Source organism: Phormidium sp. CCY1219 (assembly GCF_035615515.1).
In the GTDB taxonomy this organism is placed as follows: Bacteria; Cyanobacteriota; Cyanobacteriia; order Cyanobacteriales; family Laspinemataceae; genus CCY1219.
In genome coordinates this window covers 1-15,393 of sequence record NZ_JAJENT010000605.1, presented here as the reverse complement: position 1 = coordinate 15,393, position 15,393 = coordinate 1, and the positions used below count along the sequence as shown (strand labels likewise).

The window sequence follows — 15,393 nt, the reverse complement described above, 5'->3', positions numbered from 1 at the left end:
GCGTACATCGGAAGGACGGTTATACCTACAGTTTCTAGCAGTGATGTTTTGTCAAACTGTTGTCTGTGTAAGGGGGGGGAACTCCTCCCTACGCATAAATGACGAGGGTTTCCGTTCTCCCCCTTACCAACCCTAATTTCTGATGAATCAACCATTATCCCAAAGACGCTCACCCGTTAGCTGTCGCGCTTTTCCTGACGGAGAAAAGACCGCAGGCGATCGCGACCGACTTTCCCCCAGGGCGATCGCGCCCCCAACATTAAAGAATGGTTAAATTTTATCTTAAACTCTTCATAATTCCCTCAGCCACTAGGCGCGGGTATTGACAATAGAGAAACCATCCATTATTGAGTGACCCTTTCTAATCAGAACCCCGGGAGAGAGCGATGAGTAAAATTTTAATTGTGGACGACAGCGCCACAGTGCGAGAAATGGTATCGGACATCCTGAAGAAAAATGGACTGCAAGTGCTTGAGGCGGCTGATGGGGTAGAAGCAAAAGCGCAAATCCAATCGGGATCCCCCGATTTAGTCGTTACCGATATCGTGATGCCCCGCATGAACGGCTACGAACTTTGTCGGTGGCTAAAAAACGATCCGAAAGCCCAAAATATCCCCGTGGTCATGTGTACCAGTAAAAGTCAAGAATTCGATCGCTACTGGGGCATGAAACAAGGGGCTGATGCTTACATTACCAAACCCTTTAGACCCGCAGAATTAATTCAAACCATCAAACAACTGCTGCGATAAGGGTCAAGCCGTTAGAATTAAGAATTTAAACTTGAGAAAAATATCTTCTTAATGGTTAATCCTTAATTCTGTTTTCTTCCCCGGGTGCGCGGCGCGATCGTGTGGGGATCTACACCAAAGTGCTTGGATGCAGCTGACATATTCAAACCGAGCAATTCTGGATTAGCCAGTTCGATCGTCAGGGTGGGTTTAAGCGGTTTGTCCCCCAAGCGCTCCATAATCTGCGCCGCCACCGATGCTGCCAGTAATGGCGGCACCGAATTGCCAATTTGGCGGAAACCGTGCCATTTGGTGGCGTGAAACCGAAACCAATCTGGGTAAGAGTGGAGCCTTGCGGCCTCGCGAATCGTGATACAGCGTGCCGCGATCGGATGAATCGGACGAGGCGAGGTAAAGGCCCCGCGATTGCTGGGAGTTCCGGCTCTCAGGGTGTTGCAGATGCCCTGGGGATCGAGCTTGTGGAAGCGACTCACCGGCTCGGTTTTGCCCGGTAGCGTTTTGGCGAAGCGCTCCATCGCCCCTGGGCTATGGTTGGTTCGCGCGCACCCTGTCAGCACCGTATGATTATATTGGCGAGGATAGGCGTAGTCTCTGTCAAGGGGGGTCTCGCCCCTCATTTGACGGGCGTAGGGGCTGACTGGGGTTGCACAACCTTCTGGGGTGGCCCGTTCGATCCAATCGCGATCGCGCAATTCGCTATAATTCTCCACCGCCGGCAAATCCGCGATCGCCTCCCACACCGTTGGGGTAGCGGGCAAATTTGAGGAACCCCGGGGCGGTTGGGTGACCGGGGGGGGATACTTCAATTCTTCTGTTTGAAGCAACTCCTGCCGACCGCCAATCAAAAACAATCGCTCTCGGTTTTGCGGCACCCCATAATGAGCCGCATTTAAAATTTTGTAAGGCAAAGTTACAGTATAACCATAATACTGAAATTTGTCAATAATTTCCCCTAAGAATTCCTGATGTTTTCCCAGGGTCATCCCCCGGACATTTTCCATGACAAAAAACTTCGGTTGGAGTTCGCCAACCAGGCGGATAAAGTGAAAAACTAACGAGTTGCGCGGGTCATCTTCGGCGCGTTTGCCGATGGTAGAAAATCCCTGACAGGGAGGGCCGCCGAACACCACATCAATAGCGCGATCGCCGATACTCGATTTATCTCTAATTTCACCCCCAGTCATCTCTTCTACACTTTTACAAAACACCTTCCACAACGGAAAATTATAACAGTGAATGGCGCAGTGAACCGGATCGACTTCCACGGCGGCGAGTACGTCAAAACCCGCTTGCTCGAAACCGAGCGTCATGCCCCCCGCGCCGGCAAACAAATCCACAGCAATGGGTCTGGCGTTGTTATTCATAAAGCTGTGCAGGCGTCTTGTTTTTCTGGTATCCCCGAGTGGGTCATGGGTATTTTAAACCAGCGCGCTTCATTTTTACCATAAAAATTTCCTTCCTTTCATTCTATCCAAGGAAAAGCGGCGATCGCCCTGCGGTAATTTTTTCCAATCCCTTCAACAATTTCCGGATTTTCTTACCTCTTGCGGCTACAGGGTCAAGTTTAGCCATTCCGGGTAGGATAAAGGGTAGAGGCAACCAATTCAAAACGATTTTCACTCGAAGACAATCGCAAAGTTTCTACTTTTTTTATCCCTTTATCCTCGGGGCTTACCTTAAACTTTACTTCCATTTCCTCTATTTCTTTAACCGAACATAGAGAGGCAACAATTTCAGTTTCCAATAAATTAAACCGGAAACAAATCGGCGTGGACAAAGTATTTGGGAAACGTAAATCTTTGTAACCGTACACCACTGTGGCATCGGAACCCAAGGGCGCGAAACGGGTTTCTTCAGTATAGATATCTTGAGAATGGGGATGTCGTTCTTGTGGAGTGATGCCAGCCTTGAGGATTAAAAAATATATCAAGCCCGAGAGCTGACATAATCCGCCGCCGATAGTGGATTGGAGTTGGTCATTAACGATCGCCCGTCCTTCGCGATAGCCATTGTGGCGATTGGGTTTTCCGACCCAATGCCAAAACGAGAACAGTTCCCCGGGATAAATTGGGCGGTTTTCGATGCAGGCGATCGCCGTTGCCAAATTATGTTTTTTATTTTCAGAGTACCGGGTATTTTTAATCGATTGAGACAGAGTTATTCGTGTTGGAAAACGCGATATTTCTGCGGCGCTTAGCCGAGAGTTTCGAGGGAATTTGCGGAAGTTGCCCGCTTGCAGATCGCGCAATCCTTGGTGCCAGAGCTTCAGGGTCAGCTTGAGCGAAGGGGGGAGAACCTTTTTCATTGGGTGAGATAAAATCATCAACACTTCTCTTTCCGGATGGAGTTAACGTTAAAAAATCAAGTCAATTACATGTTGTGCTGAGAGGAAAGTACCAGACAGGCAAAAAAACGATAGGGGAGGAGACGCTACCGATAAAATGAAGTTAGCCATCTCGCTTGATTAATTGAATCAAATAATAAGAAGCCAAGAATTTTAGGCCAGTGTCACACAACAAAGAATCCACCGGGCGGCAGAATAGGCGAGCGGAAGGTGGAATGCGATGAATGGGGAATAAAGCCACCCCGGCGAGTTGTTCCCAGTGCCATTTGCCCTCGTGACATAACGCTTGAATATTGCCGAGCGAAAAAGAAGTAGCACCGTGCCAAGGGTGGGATTGATAGGAAACGATCCGGCGACGGAATGAGGAAGGGATATCGAAAATTAGAGTGCCATGCGGACGCAAAATGCGGTAACATTCTGCAATAACGCTGGCGAGTTTAGCGGGAGTTAAATGCATGAAAAAATGCAAAGAAAACACCGCATCAAAAGAGTGGGATTCGAGGGGGATTTGAGAAGCCGAAGCGACCATCAGGGTGAGGTCGGGATATTGAGAACGAGCCAGTTGCACCATGCGATCGCTTGCATCTAATCCAACGGTAGCGAAATTAAGAAATCGGCCCGTACCACAGGCGAGGTCGAGAACGGATTTACCGCGATAGGGAGCGAGCCAGGCGGTTAAAAGTTGGCGTTCTCGAGCGTCGATATAGCTGCCGTATGTATTGTGAAAGCGAGAGCGGTCGTAATCAGGAGCGATCGCCTGATAATACTGGATAACTTCCGCTTCATCGGGCGGAAAATGTTTGACCATCAGAGCGTATGTTTGCCAGAGAATTTTGCGTCGATACCCTGCCCGAGAGTTTGGGGGCTTGCATCGCCGAGGAAACAGCCGACACCGCAAATCGAGGGATTAGGAGATGGGGTGGGCGATTGGCCGATGCTGAGAAAGAGTTGTTTGTATTATATACAAGAGAAACAGAAGCGTGGGGTGAGTTTGGCAAGTCGAGGGGGAATTGCCCCGGGGAACTTGTAGCCACGCACAGGGCAGCGGGTTAAATCGTTGGCGGAGGTGAATCTGGGAGTAAGGGTGCAAACCGGGTGGAAAGCCAGCCCAAAATGCGATCGCGTTGTTTTGGCCAGGGTAGAGGCAGGGGATTGAGGTAGGAGGCGATCGCAGAGGCATCCAATTGTCTGGATTTTGTGACCAATGCAGAGAATGAGACAAACGAAGAACGCCTAAACTGTCCCCGAGGTTGCCGGTTGGCGATTGGCGAAAAGTCGGTTAGGGATTGCGCGCCATTGTTGGGCACAGAAGAGTAAAGCCGGGGTTGGGGGTTGAAGCCACCATCAAGTCAAAGCCTCGCACGACTTGAGCGAGATAGAATAGAGACAGCAAGTCACTCATCGAACGGGAGCGAAGCGATCGTTTGGTGTTAGAGCGGTGCTAGTATTAGCGACCATCACTTGTTAGCCTATTTTTTAATGGATAGGAATCCGAAAAAAAACAAAAACAGAATGGCAATTGCAAGCACACGAGAGGTGGAGACAAAAGCATGGGCAAAGTAGTCGGCATTGACCTGGGGACAACAAACTCAGTGGTTGCAGTCATGGAGGGAGGCAAGCCGGTGGTGATTGCCAATGCAGAAGGAATGCGAACCACCCCTTCCGTGGTTGGCTTTAGCAAAGAAGGCGAATTGCTCGTCGGACAAATGGCGCGACGGCAAGCCGTGCTCAATCCTCAGAATACCTTTTATGGAGTCAAACGGTTCACGGGGCGAAAATACGCCGAGCTGTCTCCCGGATCCAAGCGAGTGCCCTACACGATTCGCAAAGACGAACAGGGCAACATAAAAATCAAGTGTCCGCGCTTGAAAAAACAATTTGCTCCCGAAGAAGTATCCGGGATGGTACTGCGGAAACTCGCCGAAGAAGCCAGTCGGTATTTGGGAGAACCCGTCACCGGGGCAGTGATTACCGTACCGGCATATTTTAACGATTCCCAAAGACAAGCCACCCGCGACGCGGGAAGAATTGCCGGACTAGACGTCAAGCGGATTATCAACGAACCCACAGCGGCGTCATTAGCCTATGGATTCGACCAGTTGGATTATAAGACCATATTAGTCTTCGACTTAGGGGGAGGCACCTTTGACGTGTCGATCTTAGAAGTCGGGGATGGGGTCTTTGAAGTGAAAGCCACTGCCGGGGATACCCAGTTAGGAGGGAATGACTTCGACAAAAAAATTGTAGACTGGCTAGCCGAGCAATTTTTGGAAGCCGAGGGAGTGGATTTAAGACGCGATCGACAAAGCTTGCAAAGACTGCTCGAAGCTGCAGAGAAAGCCAAAATCGAACTGTCTGGGGTGCAAGTCACCGATATTAATCTTCCCTTCATCACCGCCACCGAAACCGGACCGAAACATTTGGAAACGCGGTTAACCCGGGCGCAGTTCGAGGCATTATGTGGGGATTTAGTCAGACGGATTCGCATCCCGGTGAAACGGGCGCTATCCGATGCCGGTTTGACCCCGATGCAAATTGATGAAGTGGTGTTAGTGGGGGGTTCGACCCGGATTCCGCTCGTGAAGGATCTAGTCCGCAGTTTAATCGATCGCGAACCGAATGAGAACGTCAATCCCGATGAAGTGGTTGCGGTGGGTGCAGCCATTCAAGCGGGGATTCTTGCCGGAGAAATCAGAGACGTGCTGTTGTTGGACGTGACGCCCCTTTCCCTGGGTCTCGAAACCATCGGCGGAGTGATGAAGAAACTGATCGATCGCAATACCACGATTCCGGTGCGGCGATCGGATATTTTTTCCACCTCTGAAAACAATCAAACCCTGGTGGAAATTCACGTGCTGCAGGGAGAACGGGAAATGGCAGCCGATAATAAATCCCTGGGACGGTTTAAACTCACCGGCATTCCTCCCGCACCGCGTGGAGTGCCGCAAATTCAGGTATCCTTTGATATTGATGCCAACGGCATTTTGCAGGTGACGGCATTGGATAAAATGACCGGGCGCGAGCAAAGCATTGTCATTCAAGGGGCATCTACCCTCAGCGAATCTGAAGTGTATCAGATGCTCGAGGAAGCTGAAGAATACGCCCAGGTCGATCGCGAACGCCGGGAACGAGTGGAGAAACGCAACCGCGTCGAGGCGTTGGCGTATCAAGCCGAAAGACAGCTGAGAGAGGCAACGTTGGATTATGGGATCCAATTTGTGGCTCCCCATCGCGGGCGGATTGAAAGCGCCGTGCGCGATCTGCGCGAGAGTTTAGAGCGCAACGACGAACGGGGGATTGATTTGGCTCATTCAGACCTGCAAGATGCCATGTACGAACTCAACCGCGAGGTTTATCAGCGGGTGCAAGAGGAGGATGAAGAAGATGATTTCTTCGGATCGATCCGGCGTGCGTTTACTGAAGAACGCCCGGAACGAGAGCGCGAACCTTTCCCCGAGGATGATTTCTTCGCCAATCCCTACCGACAGCCCCGAGAGCCATATCCGCCCCGGGATGGCATGGGATCCCGCCGTCGGGGGCGCTCTTCCGTATATGGCAACAGTCGGTACAATAACCCTTACCAGGATGAAGATTGGGATGATGATGATGAGGATTGGCTGTAGAATAAACAGGCCCCCTAGGGGAATGGATGGGCGATCGCGGGTGAAAGCCTAGTTGTCAGTTCATCGGGAAGGCGAGCGCTGCTTTTCGCCCCTACAGGGCCACCCTTTCGGCAGGCGCGATCGCTGGGGATATGGCGGCGATCGCCACCCACCACCTCCAGGGCGTTCTTTTGGCAACCCCCGCGAAGCTACCCCAGACGGGGGCCTGTTTCCCGAGAAAAGCGCGCTCGCCTCTGTGGTACCCGTCATTTCGACTCCCGAGGATTCTCTTTATGAGACGAATCTGTGTGAATCTCCCCCCATTTTTGCCAGTTCGATTCTCCGTTTTTTCCCCAACAATCAGCACTTTATACTGAAAAAAATCGATGGTTTCAGTTAAGTGGAGGAGAAAACTGATGCAATAGGGTAGCTAGAAAACGCTTGGAATGAATTATCGAAAAAAGCACGCTTTTTGGCCTAAAATGCTGAAATTAAGGTAAGCACTAATAACCGAAAATAATCGATTTATGGCGATTGAAAATTATATCAATTCGAGATAAAAAGTGATAGTAAGAGAGCTTAAAGCGATGGTAGCGGGGAAATCTGAGCGTCATTTTTTACCGGGAGCGATCGCCAAGGGTGAGGCTAAAATCTGCATGATTTGGGGGTTTGCCATCGGCAAGGGCGAACCCAATGGAGATCGCCACGATGGGGACATCCAGGGCGATCGGTCGGTTCGCCGCGATCGGGCCGGATTGGGGAAAAATAGGAAGAACCAGCGGTGGAGAATGGCACAGAAGGAGAAACCACAGGCCGATCGCCGGGGAGACATTTTCCCTACCCCCAATCGGGAAAATCGGTGGCGGTTAGGGAGCAAAGGGAACACAAGCCGACAATTTTGGCGCAAGAAGGGTATTCTGAGAACATCAAAAAGGGGAGGGTCGAGGGTTAACCCAATTGCGCCCATTCCTCCTTAAATAAAGAGTCGAGCGCGATCGCGGAATCCTCGGTGGTTGAGTTAAATTTGTAAGCATCCCAATTTTAAAGTTTAAAAGCGCGAATATGCAGAACTGGCGGAACTATTACGAAATCCTCGGAGTAGCAAGAGATGCCTCCACTGACGCAATTAAGAAAGCCTATCGGCGACTGGCGCGGCAGTATCATCCGGATCTCAATCCGGGAAATAAAGTAGCCGAGGAAAAATTTAAGGATCTCGGGGAGGCGTATGAAGTGCTTTCGGATCCGAACAAACGGGCGCAATACGACGAATTTAGTCGATTTTTGGGCAAGAAAGGATTTCGGGGGCGCAGCGGCGGGCGCAGGCAACCGTGGAATGGGCGATCGGGAGTCAGCAGTAGTGCCAACGGGCAGGGGAATTTTTCCCAATATGCCAACTTTGATAGCTTTGTAGACGAACTGCTCGGACGCAGAGAGCGAGAGCGTCGGGCGGCGGGGGTGGGGGTGGGAACCACCACCGCCACCAAAGAGCAGGATTACTTTCGCCCCGGGACGAGCAAAACCGCCTATACGGTACCCTCGCGTCCCGCACCCAGGGATGTAGAAGCGAGGCTGACCTTACCGTTGGAAAAAGCTTATACCGGGGGACGGGAAAGGATTCGTCTGGAAGATGGGCGATCGCTGGAAGTGAATATGCCCCCGGGTATGGTGACGGGGCAGCGGATTCGCCTGCGGTCCCAAGGCATTTCTGGTGGGGATTTGTTCCTGAAAATTACCGTGGCTTCCCACGAATTTTTTCACCTTCAGGGGGCAGATATTTACTGTCAGCTTCCCGTGACACCCAGCGAGGCGGTGTTGGGCGGGGCGGTAGAAGTGCCCACCCTAGATGGGTTGGTTAAAATGACCTTGCCGGCAGGAGTGGGACAGGGAAAACGCCTGCGTCTGGCCAACAAAGGCTATCCTACGGGCAATGGCAAGCGCGGCGACCAACTGGTGGAGATTTTAATTGCGGTGCCGCAAGATATCTCCGAGGCGGAACGAGAACTGTATGAAAAGCTGCGTCAGCTCGAAACGTTTAAGCCGCGTCAGAATTTGCTTGCCTAAGCGTCTCGGGGAATCTCTACTCCCCCGGAATACTTCCTGTAGGGGGGGGCAGAGGTGGCAATCCGAGTCTCCCGAGAGGAAGCTGCAATGCTGGGTAAAATTGGCGGGGAAAAGGGCTTGACTTTTTTGCAGTTTCGTGGTATGAGGCGTGCGAGTGGTTTTAGAATAGGTCAAGTGAAACGTTGAAAGTCGATAAAATACCGTTCTGGCTGGGAATGACAGCCCTATTTCTGTCAACCTGCCGAACCCAGACCGATAGGGACTCTTTATTTTTTTCGTCGGTCGCTGTGGGGGTGGAATTGAGTGGAGTCCACGGAGTGAATCAGAGTACAACCAGCTTTCGGGCGATTCGATAGGAATGATACCATCATGCGATCGCGACTGTCACCATACATAGCAGCCCTCTGTGCGGCAAGCTTGGTTTTCGCAGGAGTGTGGGCGCTGGCTAACTCGGAAAAAGAGCGCTACCGCCAAGAAATTCGCACCGACGTCCTGCAAGAACTCACCACCATTCGCGCTAGACTAGAAGCCGCTTTAAACTCGCGACTGTTTATCACCCGAGGGATGGTGGCCTATGTGTCTACCAACCCAGATCTCGACCAACCGCAGTTCGTTAGCCTTGCTCGCGTGATGGTCTCCCAGCAAAGTGGGATTATCAACATCCAGCTTGCCAGAAAAAATGTGATTTCCCATCTGTACCCGGTAGAAGGCAACGAAGAGGCTATCGGTATCAACCTTTTAGAAAACCCCTCCTCCCAAGAAGGGGTTAAGCGACTCTTGCGAACCCAAAAAACCGTGGTAGCTGGTCCGGTAAATTTGGTGCAAGGGGGCATTGCTTTAATCAGTCGGACGCCAATATTTTTGAGCGAGGATCGAACCAGGGATGGCAATACCTACTGGGGATTGGTGGCGATTCTTATCGACCCGAAAACCCTGTTTGAGGACGCCGGATTGACCTTGGTGGGGGAAGGGGGGGCAACGCTGACGAAGGAATTTTCTATCCTCTCCCCGAAGGAGGGGGAGACCCTTCGCCTGGAATATGCCCTGCGAGGCAAGGATGGGTTGGGGGCATCCGGGGAGGTGTTTGCTGGGGATGCCAGCCTGTTCCAGCGCAACCCGGTGATGCTGGATGTGTCTTTGCCTAACGGATACTGGCAGTTGGCGGGGCTACCGGTGGGGGGATGGCCTTCTTATGCGCCAGTGTGGTGGTTATATCCGTTGGGGGTATTGTTGAGTGGCTCTTTTGGTCTGTGCGCGTTTATCCTGGTGCGCGAACCCCGTCGGTTGGAAAAGGCGGTGGAAGAGGCGACTGGGGCGCTGCGCGAAAGTCGGGAGCGCTACGCGATCGCGGTGGCTGGGGCTAATGATGGATTGTGGGATTGGAATTTAAACACGGGAGAAATCTATTTTTCGCCGCGATGGCTGGCAATGGTCGGATGTGAGGAAGAGGCGATCGCACCTCATCCGGATGAGTGGTTCAGCCGGATTCATCCCGATGACTTGGAACGAGTGGAGGCGGAAATTCACTCGCACCTGCGCGCCGAAAGCTCTCATCTGCAATCGGAATATCGCATGTTGCACTCTTCTGGCTCTTATCGGTGGGTTCTGGTTCGCGCTATGGCAGTGCGCGACCTGGATGGCAAGCCCTATCGTTTGGCTGGGTCGCAAACGGATATTACGGAAAAACGTCAAGCTCAGGAAGCATTGCGCGTCTCGGAACAAAAGTTTTCTAAGGCGTTTCGCTCGACCCCGGATGCGATCGCCATTACTCGGGTTTCTGACGGTCGCTATGTGGAGGTGAACGATCGCTTTTTGGAAATGACCGGCTTTGAGTTGGAAGAAACCCTGGGAAAAACTACTGACGAACTGAATATCTGGGTGGATTTCGACCGCCGCGATCGCTTGTTGCAACAATTAAAAGAACATGGGGTGGTTCGCGATGTGGAAGGCCAATTTCGCACTAAGTCGGGGGACATCCGTATCGGACTCCTGTCCGCCGAACCCATCGACCTGGATGGAGTTCCCTGCTTGGTAACGATTACTCGCGATATCACCGAGCGCAAGCAATACGAACAAAAACTCTATCATACTACTTGCGAATTACAAACCATTTTTCAAGCTCTGCCAGACCTGTATTTTCGAGTAGATATTTACGGCAGAATTCTCGATTACCATGCGGGACAAGAATTAGATTTGTACGTGGCACCAAGTGATTTTATGGGCCGCCAACTGCCGGAGGTTTTGCCGGAATTAGTTGGGGAAAAATTTGCCAGGGCAATCGCGGAAGTTCAGGAAACAAAAAGTTTGGTTCGCATCGAATATTCAATCGGTTTTGAGAGAGAAGAAAAAAGTTTTGAAGCGCGCTTGTTACCCCTGCTAGATAGCCAAATTATTATTATCGTTCGGGATATCAGCGATCGCAAGCGGGCAGAATCCGAGTTACAGCAGGCGAAAGAGGCGGCGGAAGCAGCCAGTCAAGCGAAAAGCATGTTTTTGGCAAATATGAGTCACGAACTGCGAACCCCTTTAAACGCCATTATTGGGTATAGCGAATTTCTCAAAGAAGAAGCGGAAGATTTGAACTGTAGCGAATTTATTCCTGACTTGAGTAAAATCGAACGGGCGGGAAAACATCTTTTAAGTTTGATTGACGATATCCTGGATATTTCAAAAATTGAAGCGGGCAAAATGGATTTGTATCTAGAAAAATTCTCCATTTCCGCCTTAGTGGAGTCGGCGATATCTACGATTCAACCCTTAGCTGACAAAAATCACAATACTTTGACTGTGAACAATTTCGCCAGTTCTCATTACATGTATGCCGACGCCAAAAAAGTGAGACAAATTTTGTTGAACCTGTTGAGCAACGCCGCCAAATTTACCGAAAATGGCTGCATTACCGTAGACATCCGCAGGAAAACAGCTTCTGGGAATAATTCTGCCGTTCCTTGGATTGATTTCCAAGTGAAGGATACCGGAATCGGCATGACCTCGGAACAGATGCAGCACATTTTTCACGCTTTTACCCAAGCGGATGCTTCAACTACCCGCAAATACGGGGGAACGGGCTTGGGATTGGCTATCAGTCATCAATTTTGCAAGATGATGGGGGGTGAAATTTTGGTCGAAAGCGAACCGGGTGTCGGGTCTACCTTCACCGTGCGAATGCCCTGCGAGGCGATCGACCTCTCGGTTTAGATGCAAAAAATTGAGACAAACTGCGATGCGATCGCCCCCTTGTTTTCTCGCCCTATCTGCATCAACGAATTCTTGCGCTTCGATGATTTCACGGTGCCTTTTACTACGACAATTAAATCAATTGGAACCCGGAAGTGGGTCGGATTCAGTTACAATTTAACTATCTCTTCTTGCGGATAGAGTAGTGTATTGGAGAAAATTGAAGTTAAATCAAACGCCTTTCTCGAACGCCCTATCGTCTCCCTTCTTACCCACGAGACGAGCGCCTCTTATCCCGCTTCTCTGACAGACGCCTTCTAGGCGCTCGCGATCGAGCGCGACTTGTACGCACTGGAGGATAGCCATCGTGCTTTACCCGCCCTCTCGCCGACTAACCCTGAATTCTACTTTGGCAGATTTACCTTGCCATTACTTTGAAGTCAGCGCCGCCACCCTGGGTAAGTTAGTCGCCGAAAAATTCGAGCAGCACTCCCACTTACCCGGCGTGATGATTCGCGATCGCGGATCGGTTGTGGGCATGATTTCCCGCGCGCGTTTTTTCGAGTGGTTGAGTCGGCCCTATGGACTCGAAATTTTCCTCAAACGACCGATTGCGGTGCTCTCGAATACGATGCAACAGCGCGAGCGCAAGTTTGGCGTGGAAGTGAAAACCCTTTACCTGAGTGCCAGTTACAAAATTCACGATGCGGTAGAATTAGCCCTGAGTCGATCCGAAAAAGCAGTTTACGAGCCAATTGTGGTGGAGTTTGGCGAGGATCGGCAAGGTTTATTGGATTTGCAAGTGCTGCTCGTGGCGCAGTCAAGATTGTTCGCGATCGCCAACCAGACCATCGAACGACAAAAAGATGCGGCGATCGCCGCTAACCGAGCGAAAAGTCAATTTCTGGCGAATATGAGCCACGAATTGCGAACTCCCCTCAACGCCATTCTCGGTTATAGCGAAATGCTGCAAGAAGACGCACAAGACTTGGGTCAAGAAGACTTTCTCCCGGACTTGCACAAAATTCACCACGCCGGAAAACATCTGCTTGGGATTATTAACGATATCCTCGATTTATCCAAAATCGAAGCAGGGAAGATGGAACTGTATGTGGAAGCATTCGACCTATCTGAGGCGATCGCGGAAGTAGTCAGTACCATCGACCCTTTAATCGCGAAAAATAACAATACTTTCGAACTTCACTGTGCCCCAGAATTGGGGTGGATGCGAGCGGATTTGACTAAGGTGCGACAAAATTTATTTAATTTACTCTCCAATGCAGCGAAATTTACCCACCAGGGTAAAATTAGCCTAGATGTGAGTCGCGGCACCCTGGAAGAATTGGGTCTGGAGAAAAACCGCTTTAGTCTCCTGCCCGTTCTGGCCAATAACCCCTCGGTAGAATGGGTTTGCTTTACCCTCACCGATAGCGGGATTGGCATGTCACCAGAACAGGTAAATCAGCTATTTCAGGCATTTACCCAAGCGGATGCTTCTACCACGCGCAAGTATGGCGGCACCGGTCTGGGACTGGCGATCGCGAAAAAGTTTTCCCAAATGATGGGCGGGGATATTCTGGCCACCAGCATTCTGAACAAAGGTTCTACCTTTACAATGGTACTGCCCGCTTCCACAATCGAACAGGTGGAGTCGGAGGTGGAACCCACCTCGGTACCCCTACCCGCCGAACTCCCGGAAAATGCAAAACTGGTGTTGGCGATCGATGACGACTCCACGGTGCGCGAACTGATGCAGCGCTTTTTAAGTCGAGAAGGTTTTCGCGTGGCGATCGCCTCCACAGGTCAGGAAGGATTGCAGTTAGCCCAAGAGTTACAGCCCGATGCGATTACCCTGGATGTGATGATGCCCCATCAAGATGGATGGTCGGTCCTCTGTGCTCTGAAAAGCGATCCGCAACTGGCTCATATCCCGGTGATTATGCTGACCATGCTCGATGATAAAAATATGGGCATGGCTCTCGGCGCCTCGGATTACATGACCAAACCCATCGATCGCGCTCGGTTACTGGCCATTTTAGAAAAATACGAGGGCACTTGCTCCGAACCCAAGGGTCTGTCGGTAAAAGGGCGATCGCTCCTAATTGTGGAAGACGATCCGGCCACCCGCGACATCATGCGACGCTTTCTCGAACCCCAAGGATGGCAGATTTCCGAAGCGGAAAATGGTCGGCGCGGATTGGAACAGATGGCCAAGCATCCCCCGCAGTTGATTTTACTCGATTTAATGATGCCGGAAATGGATGGCTTTGCATTTGTGGCCGCATTGAAAAACCATCCCCAGTGGCGTGCCATTCCCATTGTGGTGATGACGGCAAAAGATATTACCGTAGAAGATGAATTGCGCCTGCGCGGTTGTGTGGAAGCTATTTTACACAAGCAGGGATCGAATTTCGAGCAATTGTTTGCGGAAATCTGCCAACTGGTGGCTGAGGTCTGTCTGCTTTAACCTCCTTTTTCCTGGCAACCTTCTTTTCCTCTGCTCAATTATTCCACATCAACAGAACCTACATTCCCCACATCAGCGCGGTTTAGCCCCTGGGCACAATCTGCACGTTCGTCCAAGCGGCCCAATCTTCACCAGATGACTCGCCCGCATCAACCCGTAACTCTATCCCCACTTCTTGTCCTGCAAGGTGGGAGAGATCTGCTTCCATATGTTCCAAATTACCCGTGTAATCTTTGTGGAGATCGACAATCTTATTCCAAACTGTGCTTCCTCCTTCTTTATGGTGTTCCCACACTTGAAAGGTAACGCCATCGGTATTTTTAGCTCCCTCGACGAAACCAACATCAGCTTCAAACTTTACATTTTGAGGCAGTTCGACCCAAGGATGCCAACCTTTTATCCTTCCATTGGAAACCCATTTTGGGTGGGTACGTAGAGCTGTTGTAGTTTCGCCGTTTTCTAGGGTAATTTCATCCAAGCGGACAAACCCATTGTCATCGCTTGGACTTCCCATCCAAGATAATTCCTGAGTATCCGCGACGTTGTTAGCCGTAACCAGACGACCTGACTCCCACCTCGCCTCTGAAGAAAGCGCAATAAGACGGGTTATGCTGTCTCAAACCCGCCGAGGAAACAGTTTTTGCCACTTTTGTCTTTCCGGTTCCGACTCCCGGTGACAGGTGCGGAAATCGTCGAGAGTATTTCCCTTGAAAGAAAATTTACTCAGAGGAGGGTGAAGGGCAAAGTTTAGAAAACATCCAATTTGTCCGAAAGATAAAAATGGATCGGAGTCCTGTGAAATGACAAATTATTTTTTTGCATTGAAAACCCCCGGTTCATTAGAAATAAACCGGGGAAATAAAATTTTTGCCAATAATTTAGAGTTTCACGGTTACGGTTTTGACTTCCGTGTAATGCTGTGACGTACTCCCGACGCCGACCGCTTAGGCGGTACGGCGCGGGCTTCTGCGCCCAGACCTTTGAGATCTGGGT

12 protein-coding genes are annotated in these 15,393 nt (G+C 50.7%); 8 read left to right on the top strand and 4 right to left on the bottom strand.

Annotated elements, in window-relative coordinates; all coding sequences use genetic code 11:
• Positions 1-142: 142 nt before the first annotated feature.
• Together LKK83_RS17040 and LKK83_RS17035 are read left to right on the top strand one after the other, a co-directional pair.
• Complete coding sequence (locus tag LKK83_RS17040) at positions 143-274, top strand: hypothetical protein (RefSeq protein ID WP_324632444.1); 132 nt, start codon at positions 143-145, stop codon at positions 272-274.
• Positions 275-386: 112 nt separating this feature from the next.
• Complete coding sequence (locus LKK83_RS17035) at positions 387-749, top strand: response regulator transcription factor (RefSeq protein ID WP_324632443.1); 363 nt, start codon at positions 387-389, stop codon at positions 747-749.
• A 62-nt stretch (positions 750-811) separates the two neighbouring features.
• Here the strand turns inward: LKK83_RS17035 and LKK83_RS17030 are convergent, their stop codons facing one another.
• From LKK83_RS17030 to LKK83_RS17020, 3 genes are all read right to left on the bottom strand, one after another.
• Positions 812-2,113: a DNA cytosine methyltransferase gene (locus LKK83_RS17030; protein ID WP_324632440.1), complete on the bottom strand. Its 1,302-nt coding sequence runs from the start codon at positions 2,111-2,113 to the stop codon at positions 812-814.
• A gap of 200 nt (positions 2,114-2,313) precedes the next feature.
• A complete protein-coding gene (locus LKK83_RS17025) occupies positions 2,314-3,072 on the bottom strand; it encodes a VanW family protein (protein ID WP_324632439.1) in 759 nt (252 codons plus the stop codon).
• 124 nt (positions 3,073-3,196) lie between these two features.
• The gene (locus LKK83_RS17020; RefSeq protein ID WP_324632438.1) at positions 3,197-3,901 is read right to left on the bottom strand and encodes a class I SAM-dependent methyltransferase; all 705 of its coding nucleotides are present in this window, start codon (positions 3,899-3,901) and stop codon (positions 3,197-3,199) included.
• A gap of 742 nt (positions 3,902-4,643) precedes the next feature.
• On the opposite strand from LKK83_RS17020, the gene dnaK reads away from it, so the two are divergent.
• The 6 genes from dnaK to LKK83_RS16990 all read left to right on the top strand — a co-directional run bounded on the left by dnaK (position 4,644) and on the right by LKK83_RS16990 (position 14,400).
• Entirely contained in the window at positions 4,644-6,716 is a 2,073-nt protein-coding gene (dnaK, locus tag LKK83_RS17015) for a molecular chaperone DnaK (RefSeq protein WP_324632436.1), read from the top strand.
• A gap of 52 nt (positions 6,717-6,768) precedes the next feature.
• Complete coding sequence (locus LKK83_RS17010; RefSeq protein ID WP_324632435.1) at positions 6,769-7,095, top strand: hypothetical protein; 327 nt, start codon at positions 6,769-6,771, stop codon at positions 7,093-7,095.
• A 308-nt stretch (positions 7,096-7,403) separates the two neighbouring features.
• On the top strand, positions 7,404-7,565 hold the full coding sequence (locus LKK83_RS17005) for a hypothetical protein (protein WP_324632433.1): 162 nt from the start codon (positions 7,404-7,406) through the stop codon (positions 7,563-7,565).
• A gap of 192 nt (positions 7,566-7,757) precedes the next feature.
• Positions 7,758-8,756 (top strand): J domain-containing protein, encoded by a 999-nt coding sequence (locus LKK83_RS17000; protein ID WP_324632432.1) that lies wholly within the window; start codon positions 7,758-7,760, stop codon positions 8,754-8,756.
• Positions 8,757-9,125: 369 nt separating this feature from the next.
• On the top strand, positions 9,126-11,954 hold the full coding sequence (locus tag LKK83_RS16995) for a sensor histidine kinase (RefSeq protein WP_324632431.1): 2,829 nt from the start codon (positions 9,126-9,128) through the stop codon (positions 11,952-11,954).
• Between the two features lie 346 nt (positions 11,955-12,300).
• A complete protein-coding gene (locus LKK83_RS16990; protein ID WP_324632430.1) occupies positions 12,301-14,400 on the top strand; it encodes a response regulator in 2,100 nt (699 codons plus the stop codon).
• 82 nt (positions 14,401-14,482) lie between these two features.
• Here the strand turns inward: LKK83_RS16990 and LKK83_RS16985 are convergent, their stop codons facing one another.
• Complete coding sequence (locus tag LKK83_RS16985; RefSeq protein ID WP_324632429.1) at positions 14,483-14,914, bottom strand: hypothetical protein; 432 nt, start codon at positions 14,912-14,914, stop codon at positions 14,483-14,485.
• Positions 14,915-15,393 lie beyond the last annotated feature (479 nt).